General features: G+C 63.8%; 13 protein-coding genes, 3 tRNA genes and 2 pseudogenes. 9 read left to right on the forward strand and 9 right to left on the reverse strand.

Annotation, left to right across the window (positions count from 1 at the left end; translation table 11 throughout):
• The first annotated feature begins 63 nt into the window (after nucleotides 1–63).
• From H4W27_RS10715 to H4W27_RS10735, 4 genes are all read left to right on the forward strand, one after another.
• Complete coding sequence (locus H4W27_RS10715; protein ID WP_192595926.1) at nucleotides 64–1,272, forward strand: globin domain-containing protein; 1,209 nt, start codon at nucleotides 64–66, stop codon at nucleotides 1,270–1,272.
• Nucleotides 1,273–1,809: 537 nt separating this feature from the next.
• Nucleotides 1,810–2,136 carry a heavy-metal-associated domain-containing protein gene (locus tag H4W27_RS10725; protein WP_192595928.1) on the forward strand — a complete coding sequence of 109 codons (327 nt, stop codon included), beginning with the start codon at nucleotides 1,810–1,812 and terminating at the stop codon, nucleotides 2,134–2,136.
• A gap of 252 nt (nucleotides 2,137–2,388) precedes the next feature.
• Entirely contained in the window at nucleotides 2,389–4,419 is a 2,031-nt protein-coding gene (locus tag H4W27_RS10730) for a copper-translocating P-type ATPase (RefSeq protein WP_225939450.1), read from the forward strand.
• A gap of 478 nt (nucleotides 4,420–4,897) precedes the next feature.
• Nucleotides 4,898–5,608, forward strand: a complete 711-nt coding sequence (locus H4W27_RS10735) for an AAA family ATPase (protein ID WP_192595930.1) — start codon at nucleotides 4,898–4,900, stop codon at nucleotides 5,606–5,608.
• Nucleotides 5,609–5,719: 111 nt separating this feature from the next.
• Here H4W27_RS10735 and H4W27_RS10740 read toward each other — a convergent pair whose 3' ends face one another.
• Nucleotides 5,720–6,463, reverse strand: a complete 744-nt coding sequence (locus H4W27_RS10740; RefSeq protein WP_192595931.1) for a GAF and ANTAR domain-containing protein — start codon at nucleotides 6,461–6,463, stop codon at nucleotides 5,720–5,722.
• A gap of 519 nt (nucleotides 6,464–6,982) precedes the next feature.
• Between H4W27_RS10740 and H4W27_RS10745 the strand changes: the two genes are divergently transcribed.
• A complete protein-coding gene (locus tag H4W27_RS10745; RefSeq protein ID WP_225939089.1) occupies nucleotides 6,983–8,149 on the forward strand; it encodes an FUSC family protein in 1,167 nt (388 codons plus the stop codon).
• Between the two features lie 533 nt (nucleotides 8,150–8,682).
• On the opposite strand, the pseudogene H4W27_RS10750 reads toward H4W27_RS10745, so the two are convergent.
• Together H4W27_RS10750 and H4W27_RS10755 are read right to left on the reverse strand one after the other, a co-directional pair.
• Nucleotides 8,683–9,722 (reverse strand): annotated as a pseudogene (locus H4W27_RS10750) (IS3 family transposase).
• Between the two features lie 67 nt (nucleotides 9,723–9,789).
• Nucleotides 9,790–10,542, reverse strand: a pseudogene (locus H4W27_RS10755) (leucine zipper domain-containing protein); the annotation flags it as partial.
• Nucleotides 10,543–10,729: 187 nt separating this feature from the next.
• Between H4W27_RS10755 and H4W27_RS10760 the strand changes: the two are divergent.
• On the forward strand, nucleotides 10,730–11,860 hold the full coding sequence (locus H4W27_RS10760; RefSeq protein ID WP_192595933.1) for a site-specific integrase: 1,131 nt from the start codon (nucleotides 10,730–10,732) through the stop codon (nucleotides 11,858–11,860).
• A gap of 130 nt (nucleotides 11,861–11,990) precedes the next feature.
• Nucleotides 11,991–13,160: an IS1249 family transposase gene (locus tag H4W27_RS10765; protein WP_192595934.1), complete on the forward strand. Its 1,170-nt coding sequence runs from the start codon at nucleotides 11,991–11,993 to the stop codon at nucleotides 13,158–13,160.
• A 118-nt stretch (nucleotides 13,161–13,278) separates the two neighbouring features.
• Here the strand turns inward: H4W27_RS10765 and H4W27_RS10770 are convergent.
• From H4W27_RS10770 to H4W27_RS10780, 3 genes are all read right to left on the reverse strand, one after another.
• Nucleotides 13,279–13,351, reverse strand: a tRNA-Phe gene (locus H4W27_RS10770).
• A gap of 61 nt (nucleotides 13,352–13,412) precedes the next feature.
• Nucleotides 13,413–13,486, reverse strand: a tRNA-Asp gene (locus H4W27_RS10775).
• A 138-nt stretch (nucleotides 13,487–13,624) separates the two neighbouring features.
• Nucleotides 13,625–13,697, reverse strand: a tRNA-Glu gene (locus H4W27_RS10780).
• 104 nt (nucleotides 13,698–13,801) lie between these two features.
• On the opposite strand from H4W27_RS10780, the gene H4W27_RS10785 reads away from it, so the two are divergent.
• On the forward strand, nucleotides 13,802–14,167 hold the full coding sequence (locus H4W27_RS10785) for a metallopeptidase family protein (protein WP_192595935.1): 366 nt from the start codon (nucleotides 13,802–13,804) through the stop codon (nucleotides 14,165–14,167).
• Nucleotides 14,168–14,611: 444 nt separating this feature from the next.
• Nucleotides 14,612–16,702, forward strand: coding sequence for a C40 family peptidase (locus H4W27_RS13890; RefSeq protein ID WP_318782307.1), 2,091 nt, complete (start codon nucleotides 14,612–14,614; stop codon nucleotides 16,700–16,702).
• A 184-nt stretch (nucleotides 16,703–16,886) separates the two neighbouring features.
• Here H4W27_RS13890 and H4W27_RS10795 read toward each other — a convergent pair whose 3' ends face one another.
• From H4W27_RS10795 to H4W27_RS10805, 3 genes are all read right to left on the reverse strand, one after another.
• Nucleotides 16,887–17,969: a universal stress protein gene (locus tag H4W27_RS10795; protein WP_192595936.1), complete on the reverse strand. Its 1,083-nt coding sequence runs from the start codon at nucleotides 17,967–17,969 to the stop codon at nucleotides 16,887–16,889.
• Between the two features lie 156 nt (nucleotides 17,970–18,125).
• The gene (locus H4W27_RS10800) at nucleotides 18,126–19,178 is read right to left on the reverse strand and encodes a glycerophosphodiester phosphodiesterase (protein ID WP_318782308.1); all 1,053 of its coding nucleotides are present in this window, start codon (nucleotides 19,176–19,178) and stop codon (nucleotides 18,126–18,128) included.
• Between the two features lie 107 nt (nucleotides 19,179–19,285).
• A complete protein-coding gene (locus H4W27_RS10805; RefSeq protein ID WP_192595937.1) occupies nucleotides 19,286–20,284 on the reverse strand; it encodes a hypothetical protein in 999 nt (332 codons plus the stop codon).
• Between the last annotated feature and the right edge of the window lie 4 nt (nucleotides 20,285–20,288).

The following is a 20,288-nucleotide window of genomic DNA, read 5'->3' on the forward strand; positions in this document are numbered from 1 at the left end:
ATGCCAGACCATCCAAAAGTCCACCAGGTCGTGGTGGCTAAGTGCTACACAGAAGGCCCACTAATGAAACTTTCTTCAGAGTCCACCATCGTCGTCGAGCAGACCGCCGGCGTGGTCGCCGAATACGCTGAGGAGATCAGCAAGCTCTTCTACGCGGACATGTTCGACGCCCACCCAGAGCTGCTGAACGTCTTCAACCAAGCCAACCAGGCGGTCGGTGAGCAGCCAAAAGCACTGGCGGCATCGGTCGTGGCGTTCGCGGTGCATCTGATCGACCCAGCTGCACCAAACTTCACACCCGTGATGAGACGTATCGCCCATAAGCACGTCTCGCTCGGCATTCAGGCCGCCCAATACCTGATCGTCGGACGCTACCTGCTTGCTGCGGTCAAGAAGGTACTCGGGGAAGCGATCACCCCGCAGGTCGCCGCCGCATGGGACGAGGTCTACTGGCTCTTCGCCACCTCGCTGATCGCCGAGGAAGGCAAGCTCTACGCCGAGGGCGGCACGGACCCCGAGCACCCCTACGCCAAGTACCGAGTCGTGGAGCGATTCGAGGAGTCCGACGAGGTGTTCTCGCTACTGCTCGCCCCGGTGCAGGGCCAGATTCCTTCACATCGGACCGGACAATATGTGGGGATCGCTGTGGATCTCCCCGACGGGCTGCGTCAGCCCAGGCAGTACACCATCTCTTCAGGACCGCGCGGCGACTCGCTGCGGGTCACGATCAAGCGGGTCCGCGGCGTCGACGGCACCCCCGACGGTCAGGTCTCGGGCTGGTTGTACGCCAACGCCCAACCGGGCACGCTCCTGGATGTGTCACAGCCCGCAGGCGACGTGTTGCTCGACGAGACCGATGTCCCGCTGGTGCTGGTCTCGGCGGGGATCGGTATCACCCCGGTGGCTGCCATCATGGAGGACCTCTCGCGGCGTCAGCCCGACCGCACGGTGCGGCTCTTCCACGCCGACAAGTCCCACGCCGACCATGCGCTCTACGACGGTCTCCGCCGGCAGGTTCTCGCGATGACCGATGCGCGAGCCCAGAACTGGTACAAGGAGGACGCCGAGATCGCCCCGACCCTGCATCCGGCGAAATCTGGATTCATGGATCTCTCCGACGTGGAACTTCCCGAAGAGACCCAGGTGTTCATGTGCGGATCACTACCCTTCATGCAGAGCGCGCGGCGATCGCTCATCGATCAGGGCGTGCCGAGCGAGAACATCCACTACGAGGTGTTCGGCCCGGACCTGTGGGCGCAGCAACCCGCGTAGACGCCATGTGGCGCCTGGGGGTCGTGGTCGCAGCGTGCTGCGTCGCATGGACGTGACTCCCCGCGGGGTTGACTCTCCTACACCCGAAAAACGCCTGGCACCGGAGGACCTCAGGAAGACGAAGACTTTGACAGCGACCATGGGAGCATTCGCCTTCGCCACAACCTTGACCGGCCGCGGAGCGTCGATGAGTAGCCCAGCGAGTCCGCTCCTGAGACTGCATAGAGCACAGAAGAGGTCTCGGACCAGCACAACGAGGCAGACGTCGACTACATCTCTGGGATGGTCATGCATCTCGCCCAAGCCGTAGAGATGTCAGAGATTCTGCTGGAAAAAGACGACATCGAAACCAGAGTCTCGACCCTTGCCGAGATGGACCCCAAATTTTATCCGCGGTCCTGGCGGTGACAGACGCGGTTTGCCTGACGGTTCCAGGAGCCCGACGCGGCAATCACTCTTGTGGTATACCCCTCAGGGGTATATACAGAAGGTACGGGACACCCCTGGTACCGTCCGATGCGATTCAAGGAGCCTGAGATGACCACCGAATCCCGACCTTTGCTGCCGATGGCCTCCACCGGCTGCAGCTGCTGCGCCCCGTCCACCACTGACGACCGAGAAGTTTCCGCCCCTCCCACTGCAGAGCTCTCGGCCCGGACCGACTCCTACGCCGTAGAAGGCCTGACCTGCGGTCACTGTGTCGGCACGGTCATCGAGGCCATCAGGGCGCTGGAGGGAGTCGAAGATGTGCGGATCGATCTGCAGGCCGGCGGCGTTTCTCCTGTGGCCGTGACCGGTTCAACGACCTCTGCGGCCGTGCGCACCGCCATCGAGGAAGCCGGTTACTCCCTGGCCACATCCTGAGCGCTGAGTCCTGAGTACTCATCCGGTCACTCCACACCGACTCTCCAGCAACCCCTGGACCTACTGACTCTCCCAGGATCCTGATTCCCCGGGCTCAGTGGAAGGAACACTATGACCACCTCTCACCACCACGGCGACCATGCTGACGCGGAGACCCACGGACAGACCATGCCCGACGGCCACGCACACTCAGGCCTGGACGAGGACCATCAGAAACACAGCCACGGGGAGCACGCAGGGCACTCCACGGCGATGTTCAAGAACAAGTTCTGGGTCTCCCTGGTGCTCGCGATCCCGGTGGTCATCTTCAGCCCCATGGTGGGACACCTGCTCGGCTACGACCTCCCCGAGTTCCCGGGATCCGGCTGGATCGCCCCAGCCCTAGGCACCGTGATCTTCTTCTACGGCGGGACCCCCTTCCTCAAAGGCGGGGTCACCGAGGTGAAATCACGCCAACCCGGCATGATGCTGCTCATCGCCATGGCCATCACCGTGGCATTCATCGCGTCCTGGATCACCACCCTGGGAATCAGGGACTTCAACCTCGACTTCTGGTGGGAACTGGCCCTACTGGTGGTCATCATGCTGCTGGGTCACTGGATGGAGATGCGCGCCCTGGGCGCAGCCTCCTCCGCCCTGGACGCCCTGGCTGAACTCCTGCCCGATGAGGCAGAAAAACTCGTCGACGGTGAGCCCACCACCGTTTCCATCGCCGAACTGGCCGTCGACGACATCGTGTTGGTTCGCTCCGGAGCCAGGGTTCCAGCGGACGGGACGATCACCGTTGGTGCGGCCGCGTTCGACGAGTCCATGATCACCGGAGAGTCCCAGGCGGTCTCCCGCGAGGTCGGCGACGCCGTGGTCGCGGGCACAGTAGCCACCGACAGCGCCGTGCGAGTCCGAGTCGGGGCGACAGGTGAGGACACCACTCTGGCCGGTATCCAGCGGATGGTGGCCGATGCCCAGGATTCCTCTTCCCGGGCCCAGGCCTTGGCAGACCGCGCCGCCGCCCTGTTGTTCTGGTTCGCACTGGCCGCAGGGGTCCTCACTGCCATTGCCTGGACCGCCCTCGGCAGTCCCGACGATGCGGTGGTGCGCACGGTCACCGTGTTGGTCATCGCCTGCCCCCACGCCTTGGGGCTCGCCATCCCGCTGGTCACTGCCATCTCCACCGAACGGGCAGCCCGCTCCGGAGTGTTGATCAAGGACCGGCTGGCGCTGGAGCGGATGCGCACCATCGACGTCGTGCTCTTCGACAAGACCGGGACACTCACCGAGGGCGCTCATGCCGTGACCGGTGCCTTTGCAGCTGCTGGGACCAGCGAGGGACGCTTGTTGGCCTATGCCGCGGCGGCGGAGGCCGACAGTGAGCACCCGGTGGCTCGAGCCATCGTCGCCGCCGCCGGGGATCATGCGGAGGCCGCGCGACTGGGTCTGCGTGGGACCGGGTTTCGCTCCACCTCCGGCCGCGGAGTGACAGCCACCGTCGAAGGCACGGAGATCACCGTCGGCGGACCTAACATGCTCCGCGAGCACAACGTGTCCATCCCCTCTGATGTCGCTGAGCAGACACAGGCCTGGACTGACCGTGGTGCGGGCGTCCTTCATGTCCTCGCCGACGGTGAAGTCGTCGGGGCGCTGGCACTGGAGGACAAGGTCAGACCCGAATCTCGGGCCGCAGTGGCGGCCCTGCAGGCACGCGGGGTGAAAGTCGCCCTGATCACCGGAGACGCGAACCAGGTCGCCCAGGCCATAGGTGCAGAGTTGGGCATCGATGAAGTCTTCGCCGAGGTCATGCCCCAGGACAAGGACACCAAGGTCGCCCAGCTGCAGGAACGCGGCAACACCGTGGCCATGGTCGGAGACGGTGTCAACGATGCCCCTGCCCTGGCCCGGGCTGAGGTCGGCATCGCCATCGGCGCCGGCACCGATGTGGCCATGGAATCTGCCGGAGTCGTCCTTGCCAACAATGACCCTCGAGCGGTGCTGTCAATGATCGAGCTGTCTCGAGCCAGCTACACCAAGATGATCCAGAACCTCATATGGGCCGCCGGTTATAACGTCGTTGCAGTTCCACTGGCCGCAGGGGTGCTCGCACCCGTCGGGTTCGTACTCTCCCCCGCCGTCGGGGCGGTACTGATGTCGGCATCGACCATTGTGGTGGCCCTCAACGCCCAACTCCTGCGACGCATCGACCTCAACCCCGCACACCTTGCCGTGATCGCGACAACCAACAAAAACGCTTCAAATCTAGGTCCGCGCGCCACGGCCTCCGCGTCCTGACGTTGACCTCCGCCCCTTCTCCTCGGGTTGGAGATCCGGTACAGCGAAGATGAAACCTCAGTACCGCGACCGAAGGCATGTCCAGGTATAGGCGCTCCGCGACATCGTCTTTCCGAGCTCGGGAGCACAGACGGACATCCGGTTCGGGAGAGGCTTGCGCCCCTGGCCCGGACTGGTCTACCTCAGTGCGCTGTGGGTCTACCCCCGCGCGTTGAGGAGCTCGTCGCAGGCCGCCTCGCAGCGTCGGCGAGCCTCTGCACACAAGCGGCAGTGCTCGTGCATCTTGGCGTGTTCCTCACATTCCTGGGCGCAGGCCCGAGACTTGCCACCTATTGCCTGTATGGCACTCGCTCAGCGGACACTCCCCACAGACCTAGCGCGAGTTGCAGCAATAGGTGGCGGCAGAATCGCAGAGCTAAATGTCATCCCGCTGCACGCAAGCCGATGGTCATCAGAGACGGCCTGAGAGACTGGGCGGATGGACGCCATGAGCATGTTGCCGGTCAGACGGCTCGAAGAGCACGCCTTGGCTCCCATGGATCGACACCGCTGGCCAGCCACGCTCGCGCCGATACGGCAGACTCTCGACTCAGGCCTGGACCTTGGCCCTGTCACTGTTTTCGTCGGCGACAACGGCGTGGGGAAATCGACGTTGGTCGAAGCATTGGCCGCCGCCTTCGGTCTCAACCCCGAAGGCGGAACTCACGCTGCAACGCATGAAACCCGTCCCACGGAATCTGACCTCGCTGATCATCTTCAGCTCGTGCGTGGCGCAGGTGCCTCCAAGAGAGGCGTTTTCCTGCGCGCGGAGACTATGCACGGCCACTTCAGTTACTTAGAAGCGATCGGTCCAAGCAGTCTGCATGAACACAGTCACGGCGAGGCGTTCCTCGACTTTCTGAGTACACGGTCGAGCGTGCGCGGTCTGTGGATTCTGGATGAACCGGAATCGGCACTCTCTTTCTCGGGATGTCTCGCCCTGATCACCCTGTTGCGCCAAGTCCAGTCGCAAGGGTCCCAAATCGTGCTCTCAACACACTCGCCGATTCTGGCGGCATTTCCTGGCGCTGAGGTGTTCGAGTTTGGACCTTGGGGCATCCGAGGTTCTTCCTACGATGACCTCGACCTCGTCCATAGCTGGCGACTGTTTCTCCAGGCACCTGAACGTTACCTCCGCCATCTCGATTGATCTCCACACAGGGACATCCACACCAAACCGCCCGCTGAGGGATCATCAAGCGAGCACCATACGATCCAACAGCGGGAGCTGAGTCCAGGCCCGGTAGACCGGAGGATCGGATTATGACTCGAAATTCGTCGATGTCGGCCCGTGTCCGACTGAGGCGATGACCTGCTCAGCCAGAACGCGCAGTTTGATGTTGCGGAGATTCGACGCGTCTTTCAGGATCCTGACCGCATCGTCCTGACTGCAACGGTTCTGACCCATGATGATGCCCGCCGCGAGATCAATCGTGGTGCGTGATTCCATAGCGATTCGCCGGTCTTCAGCGTTCTCTGCGTGGGCTGCGATGTGCAGCGCGATCGCTACCACTGTGGAGGCCAGCTCGGCGTATTCCTTGGCGGCCTCAACGTCTTCTTCTGTGAAGGCTGCGGCTTCGTGCGTGTAGAAGTTCATGGCGGCTGTGGCGGTGGCGTTCACGGTCAGCGGCACGGCCAGGGCGCTGCGGAGTCCGTGGCTGCGCACCTCGTCCATGTACTGGGGCCATCGCTTCTCCTGGCGCACATCGAAGACCCGGATGATCGTGTTGGACCGCTGCGCCTGAAGGCAAGGTCCTTCGTCGAAACCAGCCTGGGCCTCGTCCATCTGCTGGGCCTCAGGGGAGCTGCTGGCGACCACAGTGTTCTTCCTGGCACGTTCGAGAACGATCCCGCAGAGAATCCGCCGCCCGGTCGAGAGGCGCTGCGCGGCCAGGCGAGAAATGGAACTCAGGACTCCAGAGATGTCCTGGTGTTTGAGAAGAACTTTGGTGAGTTCTGCGGAATGATCGCGCGCAGCGTACGAGGTGTTTATGACGGACTCCATCCGGTGGGGTGCCCAGCTCAGACGGGGACCGGTACAGCTGACTTTACGCGCCCGGCCCAGTTGTCCCTGCTTCGCAGGGCTTAGTTCGCCATTAAAACTTTCGCCGTGCTGGTGCGCAGGGATGATCTGGTTCTAGCTCTAGCCACGAGCATTCGAATCATTCTTCTAGGGCCGGCTATGAAACACACCTCCCGGTGTCGACATCGGCGTTGCGGCTCCTTCAGGCCTCGTCCTCCCAGAGACGGCGGGGCACCTCACGCGGGACCCCTCTGGCCCCCTATACGGAATCTTGCCCTCCTGACTAGGGTGGGACACGTAATTCCTGTCCCACGGACGAACAGGTCGATTGCCGCGAACGGTGCACGGCAGGTGATGGGATCCCGGCGATCTAGCAGCGGGTTGGCGGGGTTCCTTCGTTGCGCCCTGCAGACCTGGAGTCCCTCTCTGTGTGATCGTGATCGTCATCCTGAACCGGGAACGTGCGGACCCGCATTGGCGTGGCCCCAATAAGGTGGCTGTATGACCACAGGTGAGATGACCACGGACCCGGCAGCGAACAATGGTCAACCGCGGCCGGCTAAACGTCGGTTGGCCTGGCTGACCGAGCTGGTGAAGAGACCGGTGTTCCTCACGGGCGCGTCGCAGATCCTCAAGAGCGTGATCGCGGCGGCGGGCGCCTGGTGGTTCTCAGTCGCGGTCCTGGAAACACCGTTGCCGTTCTTGTCGCCGTGGACGGCGCTGCTGACCGTGCATGCCACGGTGTACCAGTCATTGTCACGCGGCGTGCAGATGTCGATTGCCTCCGCCCTCGGCGTCGGCCTGTCCTTCCTGGTCGGCACCTACCTCGGCGTCGACGTGTGGACCTTCGCCCTGGCGCTGCTGGTCGGGTTGGTGGCGGCCCGCATTCCGTGGATCCGCGACGAGGGGGTTGCGGTTGCCACCACGGCGATCTTCATTCTCAGCAACGGCTTCGGCGAAGAGGCGCCCGTGTTGCTCGATCGTCTGCTCGAGGTCGGAGTAGGAGTCACGGCCGGTATTGCCGTCAATTTCTTGATTGTCCCGCCTCTGCGGGACCGGCAGGCCGCCCGCCACGTCGATTCCATCAATCGACGCATGGGCGACGTCCTGGTCAACATGGCCGAGGAGCTCTCCACCTCCTGGAGCACGGACCGCGCAGATGCCTGGCTCGAAGAGACACGATCGATGGAGCGGGAAGTGAACTCGGCCTGGCAGTTAGTGTGGTTCGCCCGAGAAAGCCACCGGGCCAATCCACGCGACTACCTGGGCCCCCATCGCCGCACGAAAAACCGCTCAGGACCATCCTCGGACTCCGGGCAGGCCGATTATGGGGAGATCTTGGTCCGCGTCGATGAAGGTATCTCGCATCTGCGCAACCTGGCCCGTACTCTGCGGGAGGCCACCTACGCCGGGGGTGAATGGGATGCTCGTTTCCGCAAACGCTGGGTCGCGGTGGTCCGTGACTGCGGGCGGTCGATCGCCGACCCCGACGCCGACGTCGAGCCCATCCGCGACCGCCTGACCGTCCTGGCCCAAGACATGTCGGACGGCCATGACCTGCCCAAGAGCGCGTGGCCGACCTATGGCTCGCTCATCACCAGCATGCGTCACGTCGCCACGATCGTCGACGATGTCGCGTCTTCCCGGGAAGCCAGGGAGGACGACTAATCAATCCGCCGCATCCGTGTCGCGCCACGACGGCGAACCACATCAGCTCAGCCCCCCCCAGGCACGAGACTCGACACGATTCGAGAAGACACTAAGTGGCTTAGCACCTTCACGACCTAGGGCACTTTTCGGGGGCTTATTAGCAGCGCTAAATGACACCCTGCTGCCCGCAAGATGATCGATTTACAGGCGATCTGTGAATGGAAGAGGAGGAGCGAGCCAGGAGATCCCTGGAATCGCAGGAAGAATCTACACAACGGATTCTGAAGCCCTCGACGCGACGGTCCCGTCAACAAGGCTCCAATGCGGATTCACCCTCCAGAAACACTGAGGTAGGCTGAACTGGCAGCTCAAGCAGTGGGCTCTTGACCAACTTTCAAGGGTGACTTCTTGCAACGCTGTTTTTCATTCCCCGCCCCTGGCGCGTCTTGGCTTACGACGGCTACCAACGCTCCAGGATCGTGGCTTCGATGGGGCCCGGCATGACCGAGGTCAACGATCGGGTCTGCTGACGGTTTAGTTGACCTCGGGGTTTACGCCGCCAGAGCGACGGTCGTTTTGTAAACGGTCTCGTATTCAACCGGGGTCAGCTTACCCAGACGACGCTGTCGACGACGCCGGTGATAAGTCCGCTCGATCCAGTAGACGATCTCTCTGCGAAGCTCATCCCGGGAGGACCAGCGGCGCTTGTTGAGCACGTTCTTCTGCAACGTGGAGAAGAAGCTCTCCATCGCGGCATTATCGCCTGCCGCACCGACCCGGCCCATCGATCCGAACAGACCATGAGCCTTGATCGCCCGCTGATACTTCCGAGATCGAAATTGAGACCCTCGGTCGCTATGAACGGTGCACCCCGCCGCTGCGCGAGCTCCGCGGCGGGCCACCGCGTCGTTCAGAGCAGCCACCGCCAGGTGCGACTTCATCCTGGGCCCGATCGAGTAGCCCACGATCCGATTCGAGAACACGTCCTTGACCGCGCAGGCGTAGAGCTTGCCTTCCGCGGTGCGATGCTCGGTGATATCGGTAAGCCATAGCTGATTCGGAGCAGTCGCGGTGAAGTCCCGTTCCACCAGATCGTCACTCACGGGAGGGCCTGGTTTCTTGTTCATCCTTCTGGCTCTGCGGATGGTGGCCGAGAAGATCCGCTGTTGCGAGCACAGCCGCCAGACCCGGCGCTCTGAGACATGATGTCCGGCTGCGCAGAGTTCATCAGCGATGAACCGGTGTCCGAACTCAGGGTCATCGGCATGGATCTCATAGGCGGCGTTGAGCAGCTGGGCCTCCTGCCAGTCACCTTCAGATTCGCTTGTGACAAGTACGCCGTGGCTCGACGCAGGATCTCGTTTTCTTGTTCGAGTTCGCGGATGCGTTTGAGCATCTTCGACTGGTCAGCTCGGCCAGCCGCATCCTCAGCAGGCTCGACACCGTGGTGATGTGCTCGATCCTTGCTCACCCACATCTGCAGGGCGGACTTCGAGATGCCCAGGTCTTCGCAGACCTGCTTCTGAGTCATCCCGGAATCGAGCAGCTCCAACGCGGAGGCCTTGAACTCCTCGGAGTAGATCTTCGGCATGGGACTATCCTCTCTGCTTTCTTAGCAGTCAGGAAGTCAACCGAACCGTCAGCAGACCCCGCAGATGCTTCGCTCCGAGCCGCCCCAGCACTGACTGGAATGCTCGGGACCGGGTATAGGCCATCGCGTTATCGGTCATCACTCGTTTCACCGGGGCCCCGTGAGCGGCCATGAACACCGCCGCCCGGGCCAGGAAGTCGGCACAGGTCTGCCCTGTCTCATCGGGCAGCGCCTCGGCGTAGGCGAGCCGGGAGTGATCATCGACGGCCACGTGGATGTAGTCGAAACCCACCCGCTGTCGCCCGGTGTTGTGGACTTCGCGCGTCTGGCCTGGGTCTGCTCGCCATCCGCCACCGTCGGGGATGCGTCCGATCTTCTTCACATCCACATGCAGCAGATCCCCAGGGCCGGCATGTTCGTAGCGGCGTTCGGTGGCTCGACCTGCTCGGATCCTGGCGCCGGTGATCGGGTCCAGCTCCCAGAGCCGGGGCCACCCGGCGCGGGCGATGATTCGCGAGATCGTGCGGGCCGGTACCCCTGTGCGCACGGAGAGGTCTGCGGGGCCTTCCCGGTGGTGCTGGCGTGCGTGGAGCACCTGCTGAACCCTCTGCGGTGTGGTGGCGCCGGGGCTGCGTCGTGGTCGAGAAGACCGGTCGACCAGGCCGGTGGGGCCCTCTTCGCGGTAGCGGCGCAGCCACCGGTAGGCCGCAGTGCGCGAGATGCCGAGTTCCTTCGCGACGTGGGCTGCTGGCTGGCCATCAGCGACACGTTGGACCAGCAGAAATCGGCCATGCGGGGTCAGCCGGGAGTTGTGGTTCAGCGCAGGGCGGCGGGCGGTACGGTGAGACAAGGAGACCTCTTAGATCAGTTGGCTGCGTGTGGTAACCACCAACCTAAGAGGTCTCCGCCCTCTTCACATGTCAACAACGTCGTGGCCGAGTACACCTAGGCCGCGCACCCCGATAGGCACCTACGGAGAGATCCGGGTCGAGATCCCACAGAAGGTCATGGACGACAACCTGCAGCGCACCCAAGCGGGAAAGCCGGTACGCGCCAAGCAGTACCGGGCCCGCACGTACTATCGCTTCTCGAACGGCAAGAACCAGCAGATCGAGCCGTGGGGCACAAGCCGCTCACGGGCGACCGCAGCGTTGAAAGCAGCGATTCTGACGATAGAGCCCGACGTCGGCAGTGAACTGAAACCCAGCACAAGTCTGCGCGCGCTTGGTCAGAGGTTCCTAGTCAGCAAGCGAGACTTGGGGCGCTCGGAAGGGACACTGGAGACCTACAGCTACGCCGTGGACGCGCATATCTCGAAGAAGATCGGCGACCTCAGCATTGCTGAGGCCAACCCGGAGCGGCTCCAGAGGTTCCTCACTCGCGTCGAGAAGGAGTCTGGACCTGGAGCTGCGAAGAACTGTCGATCGACACTAAGCGGGATGATGGGCCTCGCGGTGCGAAACGGCGCCATCACCCACAATCCCGTTCGAGAGCTTGAGCGCATCACGCAGCGCAAGAAGAAGGGCAGTTCGGCAATCCCCGTAGGCGAGCTCCCCACCTTCTTAGAGAAGGTGCACGCCGACTCAAGCTTGCTCGCCTGGGACACCGCGGAATTGATTGACTTCATGTTGTCGTCTGGCTGGCGCGTGGCAGAAGTCTGCGCCTTGGATGTGAAGTCGGTGAACTTCGCCGCGGGCACTGCCACGGTCGAAGCCATCAACGTTCGGGTGAAGGGTCAGGGCGTCATCCGTCAGGCGTTCCCCAAGACCACGAAGTCTGGCCGCACGACTCCTCTACCGAAGCCCACCATGAACCTGCTGCGCCGTCGCCACGAACGACTGAAGCACGAGACCACCCTGCTGTTCCCGACGCCGTTGTTGCGACTGAGGGACCCCTCCAACACTCAACGTGAGGTTCGGGATCGACGAGACCTTTTGGGCTACCCCGAACTTTCCACACACTCGTTCCGGAAGACCGTCGCTACGATCCTGGACAAGGCGGGGCTCTCGGCCACCGATATTGCCGACTACCTCGGCCATGAGAACCCGTCCATGACTCAGGATGTCTACATGAACACCGTGAAGGGGGCGGCGGAAGCAGCCAGAGTCATGGAGAAACAGCTCGTTGGACTGATTTGAATTTACGGAATTTATACGGAACGACTGACTGAAAGCATGGGTTATAGGAACAAATGTGTGTACAGCACGGCCCTGGATGCCTGATCTGACGCTGATGTAGAGGGTTGCACATGCTTTGAAAGCATGTGCTGTGACTCCTCCCTCGAATCAGCCGGTCTGTGGTGTATGCGCGACCAAGCTGGTGAAGAACGGTAAGACCAGCGCCGGGCGCACCCGATGGCGATGCAAATCATGCGGGTCCTCAGCGACACAGTCCCGGGCTGATATCTCTCGACGCGCAGAGCTGAGCTGGTTCCTGGACTGGCTGTTGGGCCGAGCGATTCAGAGCGACTTCGGGCTCACTGACCGAGGCTTCCGGAAGAAGACCGCCTGGTGCTGGGAGATCGAGGTCCCTCAGCCTGGGCCCACCGGTGAGATTCACCGACAGGTCATCTTTGATGGGACCTACTTCTCCGGCTGGTGCGTACTCATCGCCCACAAGGGCCAACATGTGCTGGGCTGGCAGTGGTGTGATCAAGAGAAGAAGGCCGCCTGGGAAGCGCTGCTGAAGCAGCTCCCTGCCCCAGACGTGGTGGTCACCGACGGCGGCACCGGACTCCGCGCCGCGCTGGATCAGCAGTGGCGGCACACCCGGATCCAGCGGTGTTATTTCCACATCTACGCCGCGGTACGCAGGCACACCACCTTGGCCCCGAGATTGCCGGCGGGCCAAGAGATCCTGGGGCTGACCAGGGATCTCATGCGGGTCAGGGACCTCGATGCCGCCGTGGCCTGGATGGGCGCCTACGCCTCCTGGGAAGCACGATGGGAGTCGTTTCTGAAACAGCGCACCTACGCCAGGGCCGGGGTGGACCGACCCTCGTGGGTGAAGCCGAATCAAGCGTGGTGGTACACCCACATCCGGCTGCGCCGAGTCCAAGGACTCTACCGGCAACTCCTGCGGGATCGATCGCTGTTCACCTGGCTCGAGGACCGTTTTCACACCGAGGGCAGCGCCACGGTGGAGCGGACGACTTCACGGTTAGAAGGTGGACCGAATAACGCGATCAAGCATCTGCTGCGTGGCCACCGCGGACTGAGCGAGAGTCATGCTCGCAGCGCTGTGGACTGGCTGCTCAACACCATGATTGAACACCCACACGACCCATGGATGCTGGCCCACCGGCATCGTGAGGGGACTGCAGAACCTGCACGGCGCAGATTCATCGCGGAAGAACATATCGGACCTGCGACCTATGGCACGGCTGCCACTGCTGAAGAGGGGCTCTGGGGCCGTTCAGGATGGGCAGGGATGCCATGACACGCCGGGGCTATACACACATTTGTTCCGATAACCCGAAAGCATTTCCGGATCTGGTCCCAGACCCAAGAAAACCCCCGGAAATCCAGGGGTTTTCTGTCCCGTTACCGGGTAAAGGTGGCTCCGACCGGCGTCGATCCGGTGACCTTTCGATTTTCAGTCGAACGCTCTACCAACTGAGCTACAGAGCCATCGACGCCATCTCAAGCGACGACTCGCTCTCCGGCCAGATCCTCTGTACAGAGAGTGAAGCGACCCTGACGGGACTTGAACCCGCGACCTCCGCCGTGACAGGGCGGCGCGCTAACCAACTGCGCTACAGGGCCTTACTTTGTGCCTTTTGGCACGGAGAGAAACTTTACCAGTCCCGCTCCTGCTGTCCAAATCACGCGCTCTCTCGAAGCTCCGCGCAACACTGGACCTGACGTCGCGACCACTGGCCGCGACTCTTCATTGCTGAAGCGTACCCCCAACGGGATTCGAACCCGTGCCGCCGCCGTGAAAGGGCGGTGTCCTAGGCCGCTAGACGATGGGGGCCCGATCCCCATGAGGGAACTGTAAAAGTCTAGGTCGAACAGCTCGCACAGAGCAAATCCGACGACAGCGTCACACCTCTGTGCATGCGTCCCTAGACTGTGCTCATGGCCTTTGAGATGAGCGACGAGGAGTTCGACTCCGCCACGGCCGACGCCCTGGACAGAATCCCGCCGAATCTCGCCGATCAGCTCGAGAACGTCGCCGTCTTTGTGGAGGATCGCTACGAGCCCCAGCCCTGGGAGGATCCCTCCACTGTGCTGCTGGGACTCTATGAAGGCATCCCTCTGACCGAGCGTGGTGGGGAGGGGTGGTCGATGCCTGATCGCATCACCTTATATAAGGAGCCGATCCTGGAGATCTGTCAGAGCCGCACCGAGGTGACCACCCAGATCACGATCACCGTGATCCACGAAGTCGCCCACTTCTTCGGCATTGATGACCAGACATTGCACCGCCTGGGCTGGGGCTGAACTGCGCACAACTGCCGAATGAATCAGCGACGCTGAAAATCGTTAGCACAGAGTGATTCGAATGTCTGGGAACCTCCAACCTTCAACCTACTTGAAGGTTGAGCCAAGCAGCTTTTACTCCTGCATCCCCGGAATGACGCGGAAGCAGCGTTCACAGCTTGATCACAGGAACGACACGACCTGTTGCCAATATGACGAATTCACAACTATCGTTGCCGGCGTAGCGCCAAAAGGCTCGAATCGCGGTTCCCATCGTTTCGCTTCGGCCTCTGAATCACATGGCTAGCACCGCACGGCGATCACTTCACGGTTGAGGGTTTCCCAGACCTTCTTCCCAGGGTCCGCCTGGCCACATGGACTCAGGAGCTGAGGCACCCGCGTTTCGACCGGCCCCTGAGAAGGGCTGCGGCGCTGCCCCCAGTGAGGACTAAGTGAGGATCTACCGTGAAATACCGTCGCAATCTTGCGGTGGCCGCAGTCACTGCCGCCGTCGTGACGACAGCATTGGTCGGGACGACGCTCCCGGATCTCGTGGCAGACCGTGCCGCCAATGCCGTCGAACAGAATGACAACAACAACTCCGACTCCGTCGCCCTGACCGAGCTCCCCGCCGTCCCCTCCGCCAAGGAGATCTCCTCCGCCCGAGGTTCCTCTCAGGCTACGGAGCAGATGATCGATGAGATCTCTGATCGCATCTCCCAGGCCAGCCAGCGAGCGCTGGAACTGGAAGCGGCGATGCAGGAGCAGCACCAGGCGGCAGTGCAGTCACAGGTCGAGGCCGATGAAGCCGCCGCCGCCGCCGATGAGGCCCGTGCAGCAGCTGAAGAGACTCAGGCCGCCGCCGCGGAGGAGTACCAGGAGCCGGACACCACCGCCGCAGAGGTCCTGCTGACCGAAGAGGACAGCCTGGCCGACGCCGCCACCGACACGCAGCTGGAGGAGCAGGCCGAACAGGACGCCGTCTCCGCCGAGCAGGAAGCTCAGGAGGCCGAGAGCCTCGCGGAGCAGGCTCGGCAGGACTCCACGAGTGCCGCCGAGGCCAGCGAGAACGCTGAGCGTGCCACCGAGACCACTCGCACAGATGTGGAACAGGTGGGCGATACCCTCCAGGACCTCCTCAAGACGCTCATGGAGCTCGAGGGCTGGGAGGGTGACCTGCAGAGCTTCTTCGAACAGATCCTCGGCAACGCCGACTTCGTCGACGAGGACGGCCAGGTCGACAACGAGGAGCTCACCTACCGCATCACTGCCCTCCGCGCCGATGCCGAGCAGGCTCGGGTCACCGACGAGGATGCAGAGGCAGCCGAGGCTGAAGAGGCCGACGCCGCTGAAGAAGACGAGGCCGCCGAGGCAGAAGCAGCCGAAGAGGCAGCAGAGGCCGAGGAAGCTGAGGCTGCTGAGGCGCAGGCCGCAGAAGATGCCGCCGCACAGGAAGCCGCAGATGAGGCCGCGGCAGCCGAAGCCGCTGAGGCCCAGGCCGCAGAAGATGCCGCGGCAGCCGCAGAGGCTGAGGCTGAAGAGACTTCCTCGGAAGGTGCGGACGGGGAAGCCGCACCTTCCGAGGAACCAGAACCGGAACCGGCTCCAGAACCAGTCATCGCCTCCTTCAGTGATCTCAGCGCCAGCATGCAGACGCTGATGCGTCAGGGTGCCGAGCTGGAGTCTGCGGACGGCGGTGCCCAGGATTATTACCGGACCGTGCTGAACAACGATGCGCTGACCAACGCGGACGGCAACGCTTCCTGGAGCAAGCTGCGTGGGCATGTCAGCTACCTTCAGGACCAGGTCGAGCCGGAACCAGAGCCCGAACCTGAGCCCGAGCCCGAGCCCGAGCCTGAGCCTGAGCCGGTCATCTCCTCCTACGGCGACCTCAGCACCAGCATGCAGACGCTGATGCGCCAGGGCGCCGAGCTGGAGTCTTCCTTCAACGGAGGCGCGCAGGACTACTACCGAGCCGTGCTGAACAATGGGGCACTGACCAACGCGGACGGAAACGTCTCGTGGAACAAGCTGCGGTGGCATGTCGATTACCTGCAGGACCAGGTCGAACCCGAGCCAGAGCCCGAGCCGGAGCCGGAGCCCGAGCCCGTCGAGCAGACTCAGGCTCCTGCACCGACTCAGTCGCAGAATCAGTCGCAGTCGTCGGCGAACGTGACCCCGGCCAGCAGCAACTCAAACGCTGCCGAGATCGCGATCAACTGGGCCGTGGGACAGGCGAACCGCGGCGACGTCCGCTACGTGCTGGGCGCAAACGGGCCCAATGCGTTTGACTGCTCGTCCCTGGTGCAGCAGGCCTTCGGTCAGGCTGGAGTCAGCCTGAGCCGGACCACCTACACCCAGGTCTATGAGGGCCGGGCGGTGTCTCAGGGAGATATGCAGCGCGGGGATCTGCTCTTCTTCGGAAGCGCGACCGCCCCGGGACACGTGGGCATCTACCTCGGCAATGGGCAGATGGTCGATGCCTCGAACCCCACACGGGGTCTGACTGTTCGCTCGGTCTACCAGACGCCCTCAGCGGTTCGCCGCGTGGTGTGAGCTGGAGAATACCCACAACTGAATAACCTCTCACTGGATTCTCCCGCTCGCGGTAGGGCGGAGAGATGATCACACGAATGAGGGCTCCCGGCGTCGGACACCGGGAGCCCTCATCTCTGCGTCTGTGCTGCTCGCGAATGGGCTGCGAGGCAGGGTCCTCTCCACTGCCGGGAGGGCAGGGGGCTCACTCTCCGAGCACGGGTCCGAACTCTGGCCTGTTGTCCAGTCGCGTGTCCTCGCTGTCGGGCACCACCATCAGCGGACCCTCGGCGTGGTGCAGCACGCCCTGTGAGGTGGATCCGAGCAGCATCCCCGCGAAGCCGCCGCGGCCACGGGTCCCGATCACGGTGAGCTGGGCCCCGCGAGTCTCCTGCACCAGGACATCCACTGCTGTGCCGTCGATGACCTCGGCGTCGATCTGCAGGTCCGGATAGTGGCTGTGCAGCCACAGCCGTCCCGCCTCGAGCTTCTCGCGCAGCTCCCCCAGAGCGGACTCGTTGTCGATGCTGGTGGGGATCCACACCAGCGTGGCGCCCACCGGAGGCAGCGCGCAGACGATGCGCAGGCTCGTCCCCCGTTCACTGGCCTCTCGGGCCGCCACCAGCGCTGCCACACGACCGAAGTCTGAACCGTCCACGCCGGCGGCCACGGGCCTGGGATCCTGCTGCGGAAGCGGGTGCGCACCCTGGGCGATCACCGATTCGGGAACCGGAGCCCCGGGCTGCGGAGATGCGGCCACGATGGGAATGGCCCCCGTGGCGGTGGTCACCGCGTTGGACTCCTTGGAGGAGAACTTCAGCGGCACCAGGACTGTGGGACACTTCGCGTGCGCCGGCAGCGCAGAGGAGACGGACCCGAGCAGCCGCCCGAAGAACCCGCCCCGGCCCCGGCTGCCGACCACCAGGACGACTGCCTCGTGCGAGTAGTCCAGCAGCACCCCGGCGGGATCACCGGACTCCACCTCATAGTGGACCTCACCCGGGTAGTCGCGGAGGAACTCAGCGGCCTGCTCGATGACCTTCTCCGAGCCCTGGCGCAGCGCAGAATCATCCATCAGCGCGTATCCGCCATCCATGGAGGAGGCGGCGAAAGCTGGGATGGAATAGGCAGTGACCACTGTCAGCGGCAGTCTCCGGCGATGCGCCTCGGCCGCCGCCCAATGAGCGGCGCGCAGGGACTGCTCCGAGCCGTCCACTCCGACGACGACGCCGCGTGACCGGCGTTTCGAGGCGGGATCACGAGATGCGTGGTTCTGTGGATCGTTCATGGTGGGCTCCTCTGGCCGTGGCGGTCAGCTTGCGCCCATGATATCGCCCCAGCCCCGAGCACACACCCGCTTCGGTGCCCGCAGACGGAAGACCGCATCCCAGAGCGTCGAATGCCTGCACGTCAGCGAGGTCCGGGTTCCCGCACGTCGGGGGGCTCAGGGGCGGAGGGTCACCGCATCGAGCAGGCGAGCGGGATAGTTCGTGGTGATCTCCTGGACTCCGAGGTCCAGCAGGAAACCCGCGTCCTGGGGATCATCCACGGTCCAGACGCGCAGCCGAGATCCGCGGGCGAGCCAGGCCTTCACCTGGGCCCGGTGATCTCTGACGTAGGTGATGCCGGGGCCTGCGATTCCCGCCCGCCCGTTCCAGACCAGGGCTTCAGAGTCACGCAGGGTCCCACGCATCACCGCGGCCACCAGAGGGCGCACTGCGAAGGCCAGGGGCACGCCGTGAAGCCGCTTCTGGACCTGGGCCTCGGTCACCCTGCTCAGCAGAGCGCACAGCTTGTCCGGTGCCACCATATCCGCGAGGTAGAGCAGCGAGCCGGGGTAGAAGCTCATGAATGACACCGTCACTGCGTACTTGTCAGCGCCCCCGGCAGGGATCACGGAGGTCTCGGGATCCCAGCCGAAGCGCAGCAGGGTCCGCAGGACCTTGGTCTCCAGACGATCCCCGAACGGAGACGGATGCTTGAGCTCGATGGCCAGGCTGAGGTCTCGTCCCGCCTCGGTGAGCAGCTCCAGGACATCGGCGAGCGTCATCAACTGATCCTGGCGACGCCCATATTCTCCGGGGAGTCTGGGGGTCTTCCAGCTGGTGACATCGAGTGATCGCATCTGCTGAAGGCTCAGCTCGGCCACGGCACCTGTGCCGTTGCTCGTGCGGTCCACTGTGGCGTCATGGAAGCAGACGGGCTCCCCATCAGCGGTCAGGTGCAGATCGATCTCCAGTCCGTCCGCTCCCTCCTCGAGAGCTCGCTGGTACGCGGCTCGACTGTGTTCGGGAAAGAGCCCGGAGGATCCTCGGTGGGCGTAGATCTTCGCCCGTCGCGTCGCCGGGTCCAGCTCACGGTCCAGCTGCCGGTCCAGCTCGAGGTCGAGAACATCCGCGCAGCGGAGCCCCTGCCCGGTCCGCACTTCGCGGCCCAGGGGAGACGCCGCACGCAGTGTGTCAGGAGCTTCGCGGGCGTGTGCGAGATCTGTGGTCACAGCTTCAGCCTGCTCCTGGAAGGACAACGGGGCACGACCATCCTGCGGCATGTTCGGAGAACAACCGGTGAACACGGGGTGCATGGCTCTGCGCGAGGCTCCTGAGCTCAGTGGCCGACGGTCTTGACCGGGGCCTCGGCGCCGACGTCTGTGATCTGCTGCGGGTCCTCGTCGCCGCGCCGCCTCCTGCGCTGCGTGAGTATCTGGCGCTTGCGGCCCCGACGCTCTCTGCGTTCAGCCCGCAGCCGCTCGCGCTCCAAGGAACGCAGCATGTCCTTGACCAGGGACTCCGGCGTCTGCTCGGGAAGCTCACCGAAGGTGAGATGGGCCGATTTCACGATCTGTCTCGCCAGAGAGTGGTTCGCCGCCCCACCGACGACGGCGCCGATGCCGAAGGGTATTGCCCGGCCCACCATGGAGGTGCCCTGGCGGATGAAGAACCGCCGGACGAACTGGCGCTTGAGCTGGTCGACCACTGCCCCCGTCAAGCCCGAGGGGCTCGCGGAGGACTTCAGCGGCACCAGCGAGGCGAACGGGCCCGTGCCCTTTCCTCCGGCCTGCGCCGAGAGCTCTCCCAGGAGCTTGCGGCCCTGTTCACCGAGCATCACGCCCATCACCAGCAGCTTGGCCCGCTCGGGATCGGCAGTGCTGATCCCGGAGAGCTCCGCCATGGACTGCGCGTAGAGGGCGCATGCCTCGAGGAAGGTGCCGGTGGCCGCGGCGGAGAGGCCGAGCGAGGTCAGCGTCCCGACGGCAGGCACCGCCGCGGTGGCTCCGATGAGCGCACCTCCCCCGGTCAGGCCGCGGACGAACTCACGCTCCAGCTGGGCTGCGAGCTGGCGATTCGAGAAGCTGGGGTGCGCCTTGCGCAGGCGGCGCAGATTGGCGAGCACCAGGGGACGCTGCACGGTGACAGCACGCGTCAACATGCTCTCGGCGCGGGGAGTCAGGCCGCCATGGTCGTCGAAGGCCTGGTCCTTGGCCATGGCGACTGTGCGCTGGAGGAAGAATCCAGTGGCTGCAGTGCGCATGATCGTCCCTTTGGTCGAAGACCCTGACGTGTGCGGAGCCGTGCCGCGTGATGCCATCCGGCGTGAGGGTGCCATGAGT

It is taken from the genome of Nesterenkonia lutea (assembly GCF_014873955.1).
GTDB lineage: Bacteria > Actinomycetota > Actinomycetes > Actinomycetales > Micrococcaceae > Nesterenkonia > Nesterenkonia lutea.